Here is a 14,226-nt window from a genome sequence, read left to right as displayed (position 1 = left end):
TGCGTCCCCTCGCGCTGCGTCCCCTCGCGCTGCGTCCCCTCGCGCTGCGTCCCCTCGCGCTGCGTCCCCTCGCGCTGCGTCCCCTCGCGCTACGTCCCCTCGCCCCCCGTTCAGTGGGCAGTTATCCGTTGAGTGGGCCGAAATGTCGGCCCACTCAACGAGAGTCGGCCCACTCAACGGGTGGGGGCGGGGGCGTCGGCAGCGGGGGCAGTCTCCTGCATCGGGATGCGGACGCCGCGGGTGGCGGCGACGTCCTCGGCGCGGTCGTAGCCGGCGTCGACGTGACGGATGACGCCCATGCCGGGGTCGTTGGTGAGGACGCGCTCGATCTTCTGGGCGGCGAGGTCGGTGCCGTCGGCGACGCAGACCTGGCCGGCGTGGATGGAGCGCCCGATGCCGACGCCGCCGCCGTGATGGATGGAGACCCAGGTGGCGCCGCTGGCGACGTTGACCATGGCGTTGAGCAGCGGCCAGTCGGCGATGGCGTCCGAACCGTCGAGCATGGCCTCGGTCTCGCGGTAGGGCGAGGCCACCGAGCCGCAGTCGAGGTGGTCGCGGCCGATGACGACGGGCGCGCTCAGCTCGCCGTTGCCGACGAGGCGGTTGAACTCGACGCCGGCGCGGTCGCGCTCGCCGTAGCCGAGCCAGCAGATCCGCGCGGGCAGGCCCTGGAAGTGGACCTTGTCCTGCGCCATCTTGATCCAGCGGTGCAGCGACTCGTTCTCCGGGAAGAGGTCGAGGACGGCCTGGTCGGTCCGGGCGATGTCCTTGGGGTCGCCGGAGAGCGCCGCCCAGCGGAAGGGCCCCTTCCCCTCGCAGAAGAGCGGTCGGATGTAGGCGGGGACGAAGCCGGGGAAGTCGAAGGCGCGGCTCAGCCCGGCCGTCTTCGCCTCACCCCGGATCGAGTTGCCGTAGTCGAAGACCTCGGCGCCCTTGTCTTGGAACTTCACCATCGCCTCGACGTGGCGGGCCATGGACGCCTGCGCCCGGCCGGTGAACTCCTCCGGCTTGCGCTGCGCGTACTCGTGCCAGTCGTCGAACTCGACCCCGACGGGCAGGTAGCTCAGCGGGTCGTGGGCCGACGTCTGGTCGGTGACGATGTCGATCGGCGCGTCGTTGGCGAGGAACTGCGGCACCAGCGACGCCGCGTTGCCGAGCAACCCGATGGACAGCGGCTCGCGCTTGGCCTTCGCCTCCTCGGCCAGCCGCAGCGCGTCGGCGACCGAGGATGCCTCGACATCGAGGTAACCGTGGTCGATACGGCGCTTGATCCGCGAGCCGTCGCACTCGATGCAGATGGCGACGCCACCGTTCATGGTGACGGCCAGCGGCTGCGCGCCGCCCATGCCACCGAGTCCGGCGGTGAGGGTGATGGTGCCGGCCAGCGTGCCACCGAACCGCTTGGCCGCCACGGCGGCGAAGGTCTCGTAGGTGCCCTGCAGGATGCCCTGCGTGCCGATGTAGATCCACGACCCGGCGGTCATCTGGCCGTACATGGTGAGGCCGAGCTGCTCGAGGCGGCGGAACTCGTCCCAGTTCGCCCAGTCGCCGACGAGGTTGGAGTTGGCGAGCAGGACACGGGGCGCCCACTCGTGGGTGCGCATCACGCCGACCGGCTTGCCGGACTGCACGAGCATCGTCTCGTCGTCGCGCAGCGTGGTCAGGGTGCGGACCAGCGCGTCGTAGGACGCCCAGTTGCGTGCCGCCCGGCCGGTGCCGCCGTAGACGACCAGGTCGTCGGGGCGCTCGGCGTTCTCCGGGTCGAGGTTGTTCATCAGCATCCGCAGCGGCGCCTCGGTCTGCCACGAGCCGGCGGTCAGCGTGGTGCCACGGGGCGAGGTCACGGGTCGGGATCCGTCCATGCGCCCATTGCACACCCGTCCGCGCCGCCACGGGATGTCTCGGCTGTGACCGGTGTCTGAGATACCAGACTAGGCTGCCGGTCATGGCGATCGTCCCGGCCGCGCGGCAGACGCTGGAGATCCTGGGGTACCTCAGTCGGCAGGCCGGCCCGGTGCCGGCAGCGTCCCTGGTGCGCGACCTCGACCTGCCCCGCTCGACCGTCTATCACCTGCTGCAGACGCTGGTGGACCACGGCTTCGTCACCCACCTGCCCGAGGAGCGTCGCTACGCCCTCGGGCTTGCCGCGTACGAGCTCGGCACCGGGTACAGCCGGCAGGCGCCGCTCGGGCGGGTCGCGCGCGTCCCGGTGGCCGAGCTCGCCGACCGGACCCGACACTCGGCGCACCTGGCCGTACTGCACGGCCGCGAGGTGCTCTATGTCATCGAGGAGCGCGCCCCCGGCCGGCCACCGCTGGTGACCGATGTCGGTGTCCGGCTCCCCGCCGCCCTCACTGCCAGCGGACGGGCGATGCTGGCGGGGCTGCCCGCACCGCAGCTGCGGGCGCTCTACCCCGATCCGGCTGCCTTCGTGCTGCGCACGGGCGTGGGACCGCGCTCGCTCTCGGCGCTCCGGGCGCTGCTGGTCGAGGCACGCCGCACCGGTCACGCCGACGAGGACGGTGAGGTGAGCGCCGGCTTCGCCAGTGTCGGCGCAGCCGTCGTGGACCACTCCGGTCACCCCGTCGCCGGCGTCGCGGTGACCTTCCCGGCCACCACGACCCCGGCCACGCGCCGCGAGGAGATCGCCGGCCGGGTCCGGCGCACCGCCGACCTGCTCAGCCGCCGCATCGGTGGCGAGCCCGTCGAGCGCCGCCCGGCCGGCGATCCTGCTCAGGCGCTGCGGACCCGGTCCTCGTAGTCCTTGCGGGCGGTGTCGTCGATCTCGACGAAGGACTTCTCGGCGCCGGCGGCGCGGGCGAGAAACTCCGCGACCCGGCGCGGGACGTAGGCCTGGGACGCCGCGACGATGCCGGCCCAGCGGGTGACATGGACCGTGGGCCGCGGCCGCACGATGAGCGAGGCCACGGCATCGGCGACCTCCTCGGGCTCGGCGTTGCGCATGCCCTTGGTGCCCTTGGTGCCGGCGATCAGCTCGGTGTTGGTGAAGGTGGGAAGCACCTGGGACAGGTGGACGCCGGAGTTGCGGTACTCGCGCCGGGCGGACTCGGTGAACCCCTTCACGGCGTGCTTGCTGGCGCAGTAGGTGACGCCGCCGGGGACGTAGCTCTCGCCTGCGATGGAGGCGATGTTGATGATGTGCCCGCTGCGCCGCGGCAGCATCCGGTTCAGGGCCTGCTTGGTGCCGTAGATGACACCGAGGACATTGATCTCGATGAGCCGCTTGCTCGTCGCGTCGGTCTCGTCGGCGAGCGGCCCCAAGGGCATGATGCCGGCGTTGTTGACGACGACGTCGACAGGACCGAGCACGTCCTCGGCGTGGTCGAGGAACTGCTCGAAGGAGTCGGGATCGGTGACGTCCAGCTGCCGGTAGGCGGTGATGCCGAGCTCTCCGACGGCGTCCTTGAGCGCCTGCGCGTCGACGTCACCGATGGCGACCTTCGCGCCGTCGGCGATCAGTCGTCGAGCCGTCGCGAAGCCGATGCCTCGCGCGCCGCCGGTGATCACCACGACCTTGTCCCGCACCGTTCCCGCTGCTGCCTTCGCCATGAGAGTGGCCCTTCGCCGTTCGGAGACACCTACACATCTGACAACGGTCGTTGTCGATGACAGCGATACTGTCACGTTCGGCCGGAGAAGGCGAGGGATCGGCCGCCGCCCCCGGCAATGACGATCGCCGGTCAGTCGCCGGGTCAGTCGCTGGCCGGGTCGGACCCGGGTCAGTCGCGGGCCGAGCGGAGCCGAGTCAGTCGCGGGCCGAGCGGATGCGCCGGGCGTGGATCGTCACCAGCGGCCGGTAGCCCCGCTGGGACCAGAAGGGCACCGAGAGCGGGTTGAAGGCGCTGTAGTGCAGGGTGCTGGCGGCGAGCCCGGCATCGCGATGGCGGCGATGCAGCTCGCGCACCAGCGCGGCCCCGATCCCCCGCGACCGGACGCCGGCCGAGGTCGAGGCCATGCTCAGGTAGCTCGTGGGCTGCAGCGTCAGCCGGGTGGCCGCCCACGCGGAGTCGGCCGGGGCATCGGCGACGACCGCGCCGACGAGGCCATCCCCCACCCCGGTCGGAGCCTCGGCGACGAGCACGGTGGCCGGGCCGGTAATGCAGGCGGCGGCCTTCTCCTCGATGGCGCGGCGGATCGCGGCGGAGGTGCGCAGGGTGCCGATGGCCGCTTCGAACTCGGCCTGTTCGTTCCAGAGCGCGGCCAGCGCGGCGGCGTCGTTCGGGGCGGCGTCTCGGACGACGCAGGCCGCAGCGGCCAATCCGGTCGCGTCGTCGGCCGGGCGACGCAGATCTGCGACGGCCAGCACCGACGCCGGCAGGTAGCCCGCCTCGCGAGCGATGCGGCCGCGGACCACGTCCCGGCTCGGCAGGGCGAAGCCCGCCGTCGTGGGTCGGTCTGCCAGCTCCGTGGCGTGCACGGTGAAACGCTCGAGCAGGCGGGCGAACGCCTCGGACGAGCCGTCCCCGGTCACGCCGTCGGCGCCGTCCCCGGAGCTGTCATCGGTGCTGTCATCGGAGCCGACATCGGTGAGCTGCAGCGTCACCTCCCGGTCGTCCATCCACTGCGACTCGATCACGTCCGGCGCGGTGTCGGTGATCGCGAGCTCGACGGCGACGCCCGCCAGCGTCACTGCGGTCCCGGTCCCCGGCAGGGTGGTGCGCGGGACGTAGAGCGGGTCGTGCCAGCCGATCACTACCGCCCGCCTAGGCCCCGACCCCGGCGGCGTCCATGCCCCGGAGCTCCTTCTTCAGCTCGCCGATCTCGTCTCGCAGCCGGGCCGCGACCTCGAACTGCAGCTCGCGTGCGGCGCCGAGCATCTGGTCGTTGAGCTGCTGGATGAGGTCGGCGAGCTGGGCCCGCGGCATCTCGGCGACGTCCAGGCCACCGCTGGCGTTCTGCCCGACACCGACGACCCCGCCGCTGACCCCGGCCCCGCCGGCCGCACCCCGGCCGCCCTTGCCGGGCGCCGGCGACTTCTGCCGGTTGGGACCCTTGCCGCGCGACTGCGATCGCCCGGAGCCGCCCTGCGGCGTGCCCAGCAGCTCCTCGGTGTCGGCGGCCTCGCGGGCAAGCAGGTCGGTGATGTCGCCGATCCGCTTGCGCAGCGGGGTGGGGTCGATGCCGTGCTCGGCGTTGTAGGCGATCTGCTTCTCGCGGCGGCGGCTCGTCTCCTCGATCGCCTGCGCCATCGAGGGGGTGATGGTGTCGGCGTACATGTGCACTTGGCCCGAGACGTTGCGGGCGGCGCGGCCGATGGTCTGGATCAGCGAGCGACCAGAGCGCAGGAAGCCCTCCTTGTCGGCGTCGAGGATGGCGACCAGCGACACCTCTGGCAGGTCCAGCCCTTCGCGCAGCAGGTTGATGCCGACGAGGACGTCGTACTCGCCCATGCGCAGCTCGCGCAGCAACTCCACGCGGCGCAGCGTGTCGACCTCGGAGTGCAGGTAGCGCACCCGGATGCCCTGCTCGAGCAGGTAGTCGGTGAGATCCTCGGCCATCTTCTTGGTCAGCGTGGTGACCAGGACGCGCTCGTTCTTCTCGGTGCGATCGCGGATCTCACCCACCAGGTCGTCGATCTGACCCTTGGTGGGCTTGACGATGATCTCCGGGTCGATCAGCCCGGTCGGCCGGATGACCTGCTCGACGAACTCGCCCTTGGCCAGCGCCATCTCGTAGTCGCCGGGTGTCGCCGACAGGTAGAGCGTCTGCCCGATGCGATCGGTGAACTCCTCGAACTTGAGCGGCCTGTTGTCCATCGCCGACGGCAACCGGAAACCGTGGTCGACCAGCATCCGCTTACGGGACATGTCGCCCTCGTACATGCCCCCGGTCTGCGGGATGGTCACGTGCGACTCGTCCACGACGAGCAGGAAGTCCTCGGGGAAATAGTCGAGCAGGCAGTTGCCGGCGCTGCCGCGGCTACGGCCGTCGATGTGCATCGAGTAGTTCTCGATGCCGGAGCAGAAGCCGACCTGCCGCATCATCTCGATGTCGTAGGTGGTGCGCATGCGCAGCCGCTGCGCCTCGAGCAGCTTGTTCTGACTCTCGAGTTCGGCCAACCGCTCTTCCAGTTCCTTCTCGATACCGGCGATGGCGCGTTCCATCCGCTCCGGACCGGCGGCGTAGTGGGTGGCCGGGAAGATGAAGACCTCGTCCACCTCGCGCACGACCTCGCCGGTGAGCGGGTGGAGGTAGTAGAGCCGCTCGACCTCGTCACCGAACATCTCCGCCCGCACGGCGAGCTCCTCGTACACCGGGAAGATCTCGACGGTGTCGCCCCGCACCCGGAAGGTGCCACGCGTGAAGGCCAGGTCGTTGCGGGTGTACTGGACGTCGACGAGCCGCCGCAGGATCGACTCGCGCTCGATCTCCTGCCCCACGCGCAGCCGCAGCGAGCGGTCGACGTACTCCTGCGGGGTGCCCAGGCCGTAGATGCAGGACACGGTCGCCACCACGACGACGTCACGCCGGGTCAGCAGCGACATCGTCGCCGAGTGGCGCAGCCGTTCCACCTCGTCGTTGACCGAGCTGTCCTTCTCGATGTAGGTGTCGGTCTGCGGGACGTAGGCCTCGGGCTGGTAGTAGTCGTAGTAGCTGACGAAGTACTCGACCGCGTTGTTCGGCAGCATCTCGCGCAGTTCGTTGGCCAGCTGGGCGGCGAGCGTCTTGTTCGGCGCCATCACCAGCGTCGGCCGCTGCTGCCGCTCGATCACCCACGCCGTCGTCGCCGACTTGCCGGTGCCGGTAGCGCCGAGCAGCACGACGTTCTTGTCGCCGTTGCGCAGCTTGGTGTCGATGGCCTCGATCGCCGTCGGCTGGTCGCCGGACGGCTCGAATTCCGAGACCACCTCGAACTTGCCCGTGCTGGGCACGATGTCGGACTTCACCCTCATGCGCGTCCTCGCTCCGCTCCGGACGCGCACGAGACTCGTGGCTCGCTGTGACACCGATTCGCTCGGCGCGCCTCGCTCATGCCTCCACGGTACGAGAGGGCTACGACAACCGGCGCCCGGTCGGCACACTGTCGTCGTGACGGACGTGGAACTGCTCGATCCCGACGGCGATGGCAGCAACGGCGACGCCGGCAGCGACGGGAGCCGGGCCGACATCGCGCCCGCACCGGGTACCGCCGAGCGGGGCGCCGGACTCCGCGCCGTCGCCGCGGTCGCCGCCGCGGTGGGTGGTGCCCTGGCCGTTGACGCACCGTTCCACCAGACCTCCCGGATCCGGCTTCCCGAGGTTGCCGGCGGTGCACAGAACACCCCGGACGGCTGGGGACGAGTACACCTGCCACCGGGCGTCGGCGCGGGCCAGCACGGCCCGCGCCTCGGGATCGCCTGCTGCGTGGCGGCGGCGCTGGTCCTGATCGCACTGGTGCTGTGGTTCGGTCGGGACCGCCGCCGGGCCGGGCCGCGCAGCGCCCGGCTGGGCAGCAGCCTCCTGCTCGTCGCAGCGGGGGGCCTGGTGTCGACCGTGGCCGCGACCGTCCTGAACGTCCTGTCCAGCGTCGACAACTACCGCGTCATCCTGCGCTCGCCGGACTACCAGGACAGCGCCACCCGGTCGACGGACGTGTCCTGGTCCCCCGGTGGCTTCGTGTGGTGCGGGCTCGGGGCCGCCCTGCTGCTGTTCGTCGCGGTGATCGCCCGCGCCGCGGCGCCCGCAACGGCGACGACCGCAACGTCGAGCCCGGCCGACCAGACGACGGCGCCACCCGAGCCGGTGGCGCACCACGACGACGAGGTCCTCGGCTGATCGGAGCTCGCGAACCCCTCGCGCCGCAGGTCACAGCGCGCCCCGGCGACGGGTGACCCGGACGGCCGGGAAGGCGAGGGCGACGCTGCGGACACGAGTGCAGCCCGGGCGCGGTTCGGGTGCTCGGCACCGTTTCATCCCCTTGGCGGTGTATGCCCCGGCGTTCCGCCGGGCGGACGAGGTCACCGCGGACGCTCCCGTGAAGCGCTTTCGGCGGTCATGCGCCGGGCTGTGATAGGTGGCACCGCGCCGGGGTAACCACGCGGGGTGGAAACAACGTCGACATCGCCTGACTGGCAGGGTGAGTCCATGCAGATCTGGCCGGGCAGCGCCTATCCCCTCGGAGCCACCTACGACGGCTCCGGCACCAACTTCGCGCTGTTCAGCGAGGTGGCCGAGCGGGTGGAGCTCTGCCTCTTCGACGCCGGCGGCACCGAGACCCGCGTCCAGCTGCACGAGGTGGACGGCTACGTCTGGCACGGCTTCCTGCCCGGCGTCGAGCCCGGCCAGCGCTACGCCTACCGCGTGCACGGCCCCAACGACCCCGCCAACGGCCTGCGCTGCAACCCCAACAAGCTCCTGCTCGACCCGTACGCCAAGGCCATCGACGGCCAGATCGACTGGGACGAGTCACTCTTCGGCTACCACTGGGGCGACGAGGACTCGATCAACGACGAGGACTCGGCGGCCCACCTGCCGAAGTGTGTCGTCATCAACCCGTTCTTCGACTGGGGCGGTGACCGCGCCCCGAGGCGTCCGTACGCCGACACCGTCATCTACGAGACGCACGTCAAGGGCATGACCCAGACCCACCCCGACATCCCGGACGACCTGCGCGGCACCTACGCCGGCATCGCGCACCCGGTGATGATCGAGCACCTGACCAAGCTCGGCGTGACCGCCGTCGAGCTGATGCCGGTACACCACTTCGCCAACGACTCGACCCTCATCGACAAGGGACTGTCGAACTACTGGGGCTACAACACGATCGGGTTCTTCTCCCCCGATCACAAGTACTCCTCCAGCACCTCGCCCGGCGGCCAGGTGCAGGAGTTCAAGACGATGGTGCGCACGCTGCACGAGGCGGGCATCGAGGTCATCCTCGACGTCGTCTACAACCACACCGCCGAGGGCAACCACCTCGGTCCCACGCTGAGCTTCCGGGGCATCGACAACCCGGCGTACTACCGGCTGGTCGAGGACGACCAGAAGTACTACATGGACTACACCGGCACCGGCAACTCGCTCAACGTGCGCCATCCGCACTCGCTGCAGCTGATCATGGACTCGCTGCGCTACTGGGTGCTGGAGATGCACGTCGACGGGTTCCGCTTCGACCTGGCCTCGACGCTGGCCCGCGAATTCTACGACGTCGACCGCCTCTCGGCCTTCTTCGAACTGGTGCAGCAGGACCCGGTCGTCAGTCAGGTCAAGCTCATCGCCGAGCCCTGGGACGTTGGACCCGGCGGCTACCAGGTCGGCAACTTCCCGCCCCAGTGGACGGAGTGGAACGGCAAGTACCGCGACACCGTCCGCGACTTCTGGCGCGGCGAGCAGGGCACCGTCGGCGAGTTCGCGGCCCGGATCACCGGCTCGGCCGATCTCTACGCCTCCTCGGGCCGCTGGCCGGTCGCCTCGATCAACTTCGTCACCGCCCACGACGGCTTCACGCTGCGGGACCTGGTCTCGTACAACGACAAGCACAACGAGGCCAACCAGGACGACAACAACGACGGCGAGAGCCACAACCGGTCCTGGAACTGCGGCGTCGAGGGCGACACCGACGACCCCGAGATCCTGCGACTGCGCGCCCGGCAACAGCGCAACTTCATCGCCACCATGCTGCTGAGCCAGGGCGTGCCGATGCTCTGCCACGGCGACGAGCTGGGCCGCACCCAGCAGGGCAACAACAACGGCTACTGCCAGGACAACGAGCTCACCTGGATCGACTGGGCGCACCAGGACGACGACCTGCTCGCCTTCACCGGCACGGTGGCGGCACTGCGACACGCGCACCCGGTGTTCCGCCGACGCCGTTTCTTCGACGGCCGCCCGACGCGACGTCGGGGTGGACTGCCGGACATCGGCTGGTTCTCCCCGGACGGCAGCGAGATGACCGAGGAAGACTGGGACGCCGGTGTCGGCACCATCGCGGTCTTCCTCAACGGCAACGGCATCGCCGAGCGCGACGCCCGCGGCGAGCGGCTCGTCGACGACTCCTTCCTGCTCGTCTTCAACAGTCACTGGGAGCCGGTCGACTACACCCTCCCCGGCGAGGAGTACGGCCCGTCCTGGCAGGTCGTGATCGACACCAACAGCGACAGCGCCGCCGAGGACGACCGGCACGCCGAGGCCGGGTCGTCGCTGGCCATCGAGCCGCGCTCGATCGTCGTGCTGCAGCAGGCTCGCGGATGATCCCCAGCTCCACCTACCGGCTGCAGGTCAGCCCGGACTTCGACCTGCACGCCGCAGCCGCGGTCTGCGACTACCTGGCCGCGCTCGGCGTGGGCACGGTGTACCTCTCGCCGCTGCTGCCCTCGGCCACCGGCTCGGACCACGGTTACGACGTCGTCGGCTGGGACACCGTCGACCCGCAGCGAGGCGGCACCGACGGCTGGGCACGACTGCTCGCCGAGGCTCGATCGGCCGGCCTCGGCGTGCTCATCGACATCGTCCCCAACCACGCAGGAGTGGCCGACGCGGCGCAGAACGCCGCGTGGTGGAACGTGCTCAAGCATGGTCGTGAGGCCGAGCACGGCGACTGGTTCGACATCGAGTGGGCGAGCGGACGCATCCTGCTCCCCGTGCTCGGCGACGACTTCGAGGCGTCGCAGCTGTCGATCGACGAGACCGGTGGCGCAGATGGCGCGGAGCTGCGCTATTACGACAACCGGTTCCCGATCGCGCCGGGGACCCTCGGCGGCACACCGGCCGAGGTCCACGACCGGCAGCACTACGAGCTGGTCAACTGGCGCCGCGCCGACACCGACCAGAACTATCGACGCTTCTTCGCGGTCACCACGCTCGCCGGCCTGCGGGTCGAGGACGAGGCGGTCTTCGACGCCACCCACGAGCAGATCCGGCGCTGGGTCGCCGACGGCATCGTCGGGCTCCGCGTCGATCATCCGGACGGCCTCGTCGACCCCAAGCAGTACGCCGAACGGCTGCGCGACCTCGCCGGCGAGGAGGCCTGGCTGTTGGTCGAGAAGATCCTCGAGCACGGGGAGAAGCTCCCCGCCGACTGGCCGGTGGACGGCACCACCGGCTACGACGCGCTCGCCGAGGCGACCGGCGTGCTGATCGATCCCGCCGCGGAGTCGGTGTTCGACGCGCTCTTCCGCGAGCTCGTCGGCGACGAGAAGACCAGCGCCGAGCACATCGCGATCGGCAAGCGCGAGATCATCACCAGCATCCTGCGCGCCGAGGTGAACCGCCTGGTGCGGCTCTGCCCGGAAGTCCCGGCGGCCGACGAGGCGCTCAGCGAGCTCGCCGTCGCCTTCGGGGTTTACCGGTCGTACCTGCCCGGCGGGGTGGCCGACCTCGACGCCGCCGTCAGCCGGGTCCGGGCCGAGCGTCCCGACCTCGTCGCGCCGCTGGAGGCGCTGCTGCCCCGGCTGCGGGACGCCGGCGACGAGCTGGCGCTGCGGTTCCAGCAGGTCTCGGGCGCTGTCATGGCCAAGGGCGTCGAGGACACCGCGTTCTACCGCTACAGCCGCTTCGTCGCCCTCAACGAGGTCGGCGGGGACCCGTCCTCCTTTGGCCTCGACGTGCCGGCCTTCCACGCGGCGCAGCAGCAGCGGCTGGCCGACGCGCCGCGAGCCATGACCACCCTGTCGACCCACGACACCAAGCGCGGTGAGGACGTCCGCGCCCGGCTGGCCGTCCTCGCCGAGCTCCCCGACGAGTGGGGGTCCGTGGTCCGTGGACTGCTGCGCGACGCCCCCATCCCGGACGCCTCGTTCGCCTACCTGCTGTGGCAGACCTTCGCCGGGGTGGGGCACATCGCCCGCGACCGGATGCACGCCTACGCCGAGAAGGCCATGCGCGAGGCAGCGCAGAGCACGACCTGGACCAGCCCGGACGAGGCGTTCGAGGCGGCCGTCCACCGCGCCGTCGACGCCGCCTACGACGACGCCGGCGTTCGGGAACCCCTGGCCGGCCTCGTCGAGCAGATCACGCCCTATGGCTGGTCGAACTCGCTGACGCAGAAGCTGGTGCAGCTGACGATGCCCGGCGTTCCGGACGTCTACCAGGGCACCGAGCTCTGGGAGGACTCGCTGGTCGATCCGGACAACCGGCGGCGTGTCGACTTCGACGTCAGGCGGTCGCTGCTGGCGCGCCTCGACGCCGACGACGCTCCCCCGCCGATCGGCGCCGACGGCGCCGCGAAGCTGTGGCTGGTCTCGCGGACGCTACGGCTGCGCCGTGAGCGGAGGCTGGACGGCTACCGCCCGCTCACCGCCCGGGGTCCGGCGGCCGAGCATCTCGTCGCCTTCGATCGCGGCGGGGTGATCACCGCCGCGACCCGGCTGCCGGCGACGCTCGCGCGCGACGGTGGCTGGCGCGACACCGTGCTGGAGCTGCCACACGACACCCGCGACGAGCTGACGGGAGTCGCTCGTGCCGGTGCCGTGCCGCTCGCCGAGCTCTTCGCCACCTACCCGGTGGCCCTGCTCGCCGGGTAGCCGGCCGGTGGCGTCACGGGGTGCCGCCGTAGGTCGGGAAGTTCGGCAGCGTCACCGTGCCGCCGCCGGGGAGGGTGTAGGTGCCGCCGGGGCTCGGCAGGCCGGACGGCAACTGATAGCTCGGCACGGGGACGGGGACGTTCCCGGCGTCCGAGCCGCTGCTGCCGGAGTCATCCGAGCCTGACGTGGCACCGGAGTCCCCGACGTCGGAGCCGCTCTCGCTGAAGCAGACCTTCCAGTCGCCGTCCTGCTTCACGGTCGTGAGCTGGCGGGTGTACGACCGGCCCTGCACGACGATGGTGGCCGAGACCAGTGCCCGGTCGTCGGTCTGCTTCGACGTCGCCCCCACCGAGTAGCTCTGAATACCGGTCTGGAGGGTCTGCGCGGTGGTGGAGCCGGTGAAGCGGTTCCTGTCCTGGCTGCAGAGATTCGCCTTGACGGCCTCGACGTCCTTGTCCTTCGCCGCCGCGAGCGTGGCCCGGACCGCGGCCGCCGGTGAGCCACCCTCGGCGTCGTCGCCGAAGACGCCGGTGAGGAAGAGCGTCAGCACCACCAGACCGGCCAGGACCACCACACCGAGGCCGAGGAGCAGCCCTCGGTTGCCCCGCCTCGGTGGCGGGCCGTATCCGCCGGAGCCGTAACCCTGCGGGGGGCCGTACTGACCCTGCGCGCCGTACCCCTGCGGCGGGCCGTACCCCTGCGGCGGGCCGTACCCCTGGGGCGGGCTGTACCCCTGCGGGGCGCCGTACCCGCCCTGGCCGTACCCGCCGTGCGGCGGGCCCCACTCTCCGCCCTGACCCGGGTTGCTCATGGTCCTCCCCTTCGCCTCGACCGTGCCGGTCGTGATCTCGTCGCGAGGCGAAGCTACCCGGGAGGGCCGCGGTGTCGCGACCGATGCGGACGGGGACAGGTACCCGGGCCCGCGGGTCAGTGCGGCGGCTGCAACCGCGCCTTCAACGCGGGGACGTCCAGCGGCGGCGTGGGCCAGGTGGGCGCCAAGTCCTCCAAGGTCTCCCGCAGCAACTCACCGATCGCCCAGTTGCGGTACTTCTTGTGGTCGCTGGGGACGAGATACCACGGCGCGTGATCGGTGTTGGTTCGCTCGAGCATCGCCTCGAAGGCCACCTCGTAGTCGCTCCAGCGGGCGCGCTCCTCCAGGTCGGCCTCGTTGAACTTCCAGTGTTTCTCCGGGTTGTCCAGCCGGGCCAGCAGCCGCTCGCGCTGGGTGTCGAAGCTGATGTCCAGGAAGCACTTGAGCACGGTGGTCCCGTTGTCCACGAGCTCCTTCTCGAACTCGTTGATCTGCTCGTAGCGGGGTTCCCACTCCGACTGCGGGACGAGGTCGTGCACGCGGACGATGAGGACGTCCTCGTAGTGCGACCGGTCGAAGACCCCCACCACGCCCGGCGGCGGCAGCTTCTTGCGGATACGCCAGAGAAAGTCGTGCTGCCGCTCCTCCTCGGTCGGCGCCTTGAAGCCGGTGTACTGCACGCCGATGGGGCCGAAGGTGCCGACCACGTGCTTGGTGACACCGCCCTTGCCGGCGGTGTCGATGCCCTGCATCACCAGCAGGATGCTGCGCCGGCCGCCGGCGGTGGACTCGGCCCAGAGCTTGGCCTGCAGGTCACGCATCCGGTCGGTGTCGTTAACGAGATCGCGGTTCCGGACGCCCGCCGGCGCCAGCGGCCGCGCCGAGGAGTCGAAGCCGGCGAGCACGACACTGCCGGTGGGCACCCGGAGTGCGTCCCGCATGCTGGCGCCCCTG

General features: G+C 70.9%; 10 protein-coding genes. 4 read left to right on the top strand and 6 right to left on the bottom strand.

The genetic code is table 11. From position 1 onward, the window contains the following. Nucleotides 1-173 precede the first annotated feature (173 nt). Nucleotides 174-1,862 carry a urocanate hydratase gene (gene hutU, locus AC0NZQ_RS16760; RefSeq protein ID WP_474531113.1) on the bottom strand — a complete coding sequence of 563 codons (1,689 nt, stop codon included), beginning with the start codon at nt 1,860-1,862 and terminating at the stop codon, nt 174-176. A gap of 83 nt (nt 1,863-1,945) precedes the next feature. Here hutU and AC0NZQ_RS16755 point away from each other — a divergent pair, with 83 nt between their 5' ends. Continuing rightward, on the top strand, nt 1,946-2,761 hold the full coding sequence (locus AC0NZQ_RS16755; protein ID WP_474531112.1) for an IclR family transcriptional regulator: 816 nt from the start codon (nt 1,946-1,948) through the stop codon (nt 2,759-2,761). On the opposite strand, the gene AC0NZQ_RS16750 is transcribed toward AC0NZQ_RS16755, so the two are convergent. The 3 genes from AC0NZQ_RS16750 to uvrB form a co-directional block, all read right to left on the bottom strand. Continuing rightward, a complete protein-coding gene (locus tag AC0NZQ_RS16750) occupies nt 2,734-3,570 on the bottom strand; it encodes an SDR family oxidoreductase (protein ID WP_474531111.1) in 837 nt (278 codons plus the stop codon). The two genes, AC0NZQ_RS16755 and AC0NZQ_RS16750, sit on opposite strands and share 28 nt — an antisense overlap. A gap of 196 nt (nt 3,571-3,766) precedes the next feature. After that, nucleotides 3,767-4,714: a hypothetical protein gene (locus AC0NZQ_RS16745; RefSeq protein ID WP_474531110.1), complete on the bottom strand. Its 948-nt coding sequence runs from the start codon at nt 4,712-4,714 to the stop codon at nt 3,767-3,769. Between the two features lie 10 nt (nt 4,715-4,724). Then, nucleotides 4,725-6,914, bottom strand: coding sequence for an excinuclease ABC subunit UvrB (gene uvrB, locus AC0NZQ_RS16740; protein WP_474531109.1), 2,190 nt, complete (start codon nt 6,912-6,914; stop codon nt 4,725-4,727). Nucleotides 6,915-7,050: 136 nt separating this feature from the next. Between uvrB and AC0NZQ_RS16735 the strand changes: the two genes are divergently transcribed. The 3 genes from AC0NZQ_RS16735 to treY all read left to right on the top strand — a co-directional run bounded on the left by AC0NZQ_RS16735 (nt 7,051) and on the right by treY (nt 12,461). After that, entirely contained in the window at nt 7,051-7,776 is a 726-nt protein-coding gene (locus tag AC0NZQ_RS16735; protein ID WP_474531108.1) for a hypothetical protein, read from the top strand. 309 nt (nt 7,777-8,085) lie between these two features. Beyond that, entirely contained in the window at nt 8,086-10,191 is a 2,106-nt protein-coding gene (gene glgX, locus AC0NZQ_RS16730) for a glycogen debranching protein GlgX (protein ID WP_474531107.1), read from the top strand. Further along, nucleotides 10,188-12,461, top strand: a complete 2,274-nt coding sequence (gene treY / locus AC0NZQ_RS16725; protein ID WP_474531106.1) for a malto-oligosyltrehalose synthase — start codon at nt 10,188-10,190, stop codon at nt 12,459-12,461. The genes glgX and treY overlap by 4 nt, the downstream gene beginning before the upstream one ends. Nucleotides 12,462-12,474: 13 nt before the next feature. On the opposite strand, the gene AC0NZQ_RS16720 is transcribed toward treY, so the two are convergent. Together AC0NZQ_RS16720 and AC0NZQ_RS16715 are read right to left on the bottom strand one after the other, a co-directional pair. Continuing rightward, nucleotides 12,475-13,272: an Rv0361 family membrane protein gene (locus AC0NZQ_RS16720; protein ID WP_474531105.1), complete on the bottom strand. Its 798-nt coding sequence runs from the start codon at nt 13,270-13,272 to the stop codon at nt 12,475-12,477. Between the two features lie 116 nt (nt 13,273-13,388). Beyond that, nucleotides 13,389-14,213 (bottom strand): PPK2 family polyphosphate kinase, encoded by an 825-nt coding sequence (locus tag AC0NZQ_RS16715; protein WP_474531104.1) that lies wholly within the window; start codon nt 14,211-14,213, stop codon nt 13,389-13,391. Nucleotides 14,214-14,226: the final 13 nt, after the last annotated feature.

It is taken from the genome of Jatrophihabitans sp. sgz311053 (assembly GCF_056135305.1).
Note: the sequence above shows the minus strand (reverse complement) of the source record. Positions and strands in the feature narration are given on the sequence as shown.

What these genes read in the sequence shown, in the direction of transcription:
- AC0NZQ_RS16720 (WP_474531105.1), bottom strand. Translation starts at nt 13,272, where the DNA reads ATGAGCAACCCGGGTCAGGGCGGAGAGTGGGGCCCGCCGCACGGCGGG.
- glgX (WP_474531107.1), top strand. Translation starts at nt 8,086, where the DNA reads ATGCAGATCTGGCCGGGCAGCGCCTATCCCCTCGGAGCCACCTACGAC.
- hutU (WP_474531113.1), bottom strand. Translation starts at nt 1,862, where the DNA reads ATGGACGGATCCCGACCCGTGACCTCGCCCCGTGGCACCACGCTGACC.
- uvrB (WP_474531109.1), bottom strand. Translation starts at nt 6,914, where the DNA reads ATGAGGGTGAAGTCCGACATCGTGCCCAGCACGGGCAAGTTCGAGGTG.
- treY (WP_474531106.1), top strand. Translation starts at nt 10,188, where the DNA reads ATGATCCCCAGCTCCACCTACCGGCTGCAGGTCAGCCCGGACTTCGAC.
- AC0NZQ_RS16755 (WP_474531112.1), top strand. Translation starts at nt 1,946, where the DNA reads ATGGCGATCGTCCCGGCCGCGCGGCAGACGCTGGAGATCCTGGGGTAC.
- AC0NZQ_RS16715 (WP_474531104.1), bottom strand. Translation starts at nt 14,213, where the DNA reads ATGCGGGACGCACTCCGGGTGCCCACCGGCAGTGTCGTGCTCGCCGGC.
- AC0NZQ_RS16750 (WP_474531111.1), bottom strand. Translation starts at nt 3,570, where the DNA reads ATGGCGAAGGCAGCAGCGGGAACGGTGCGGGACAAGGTCGTGGTGATC.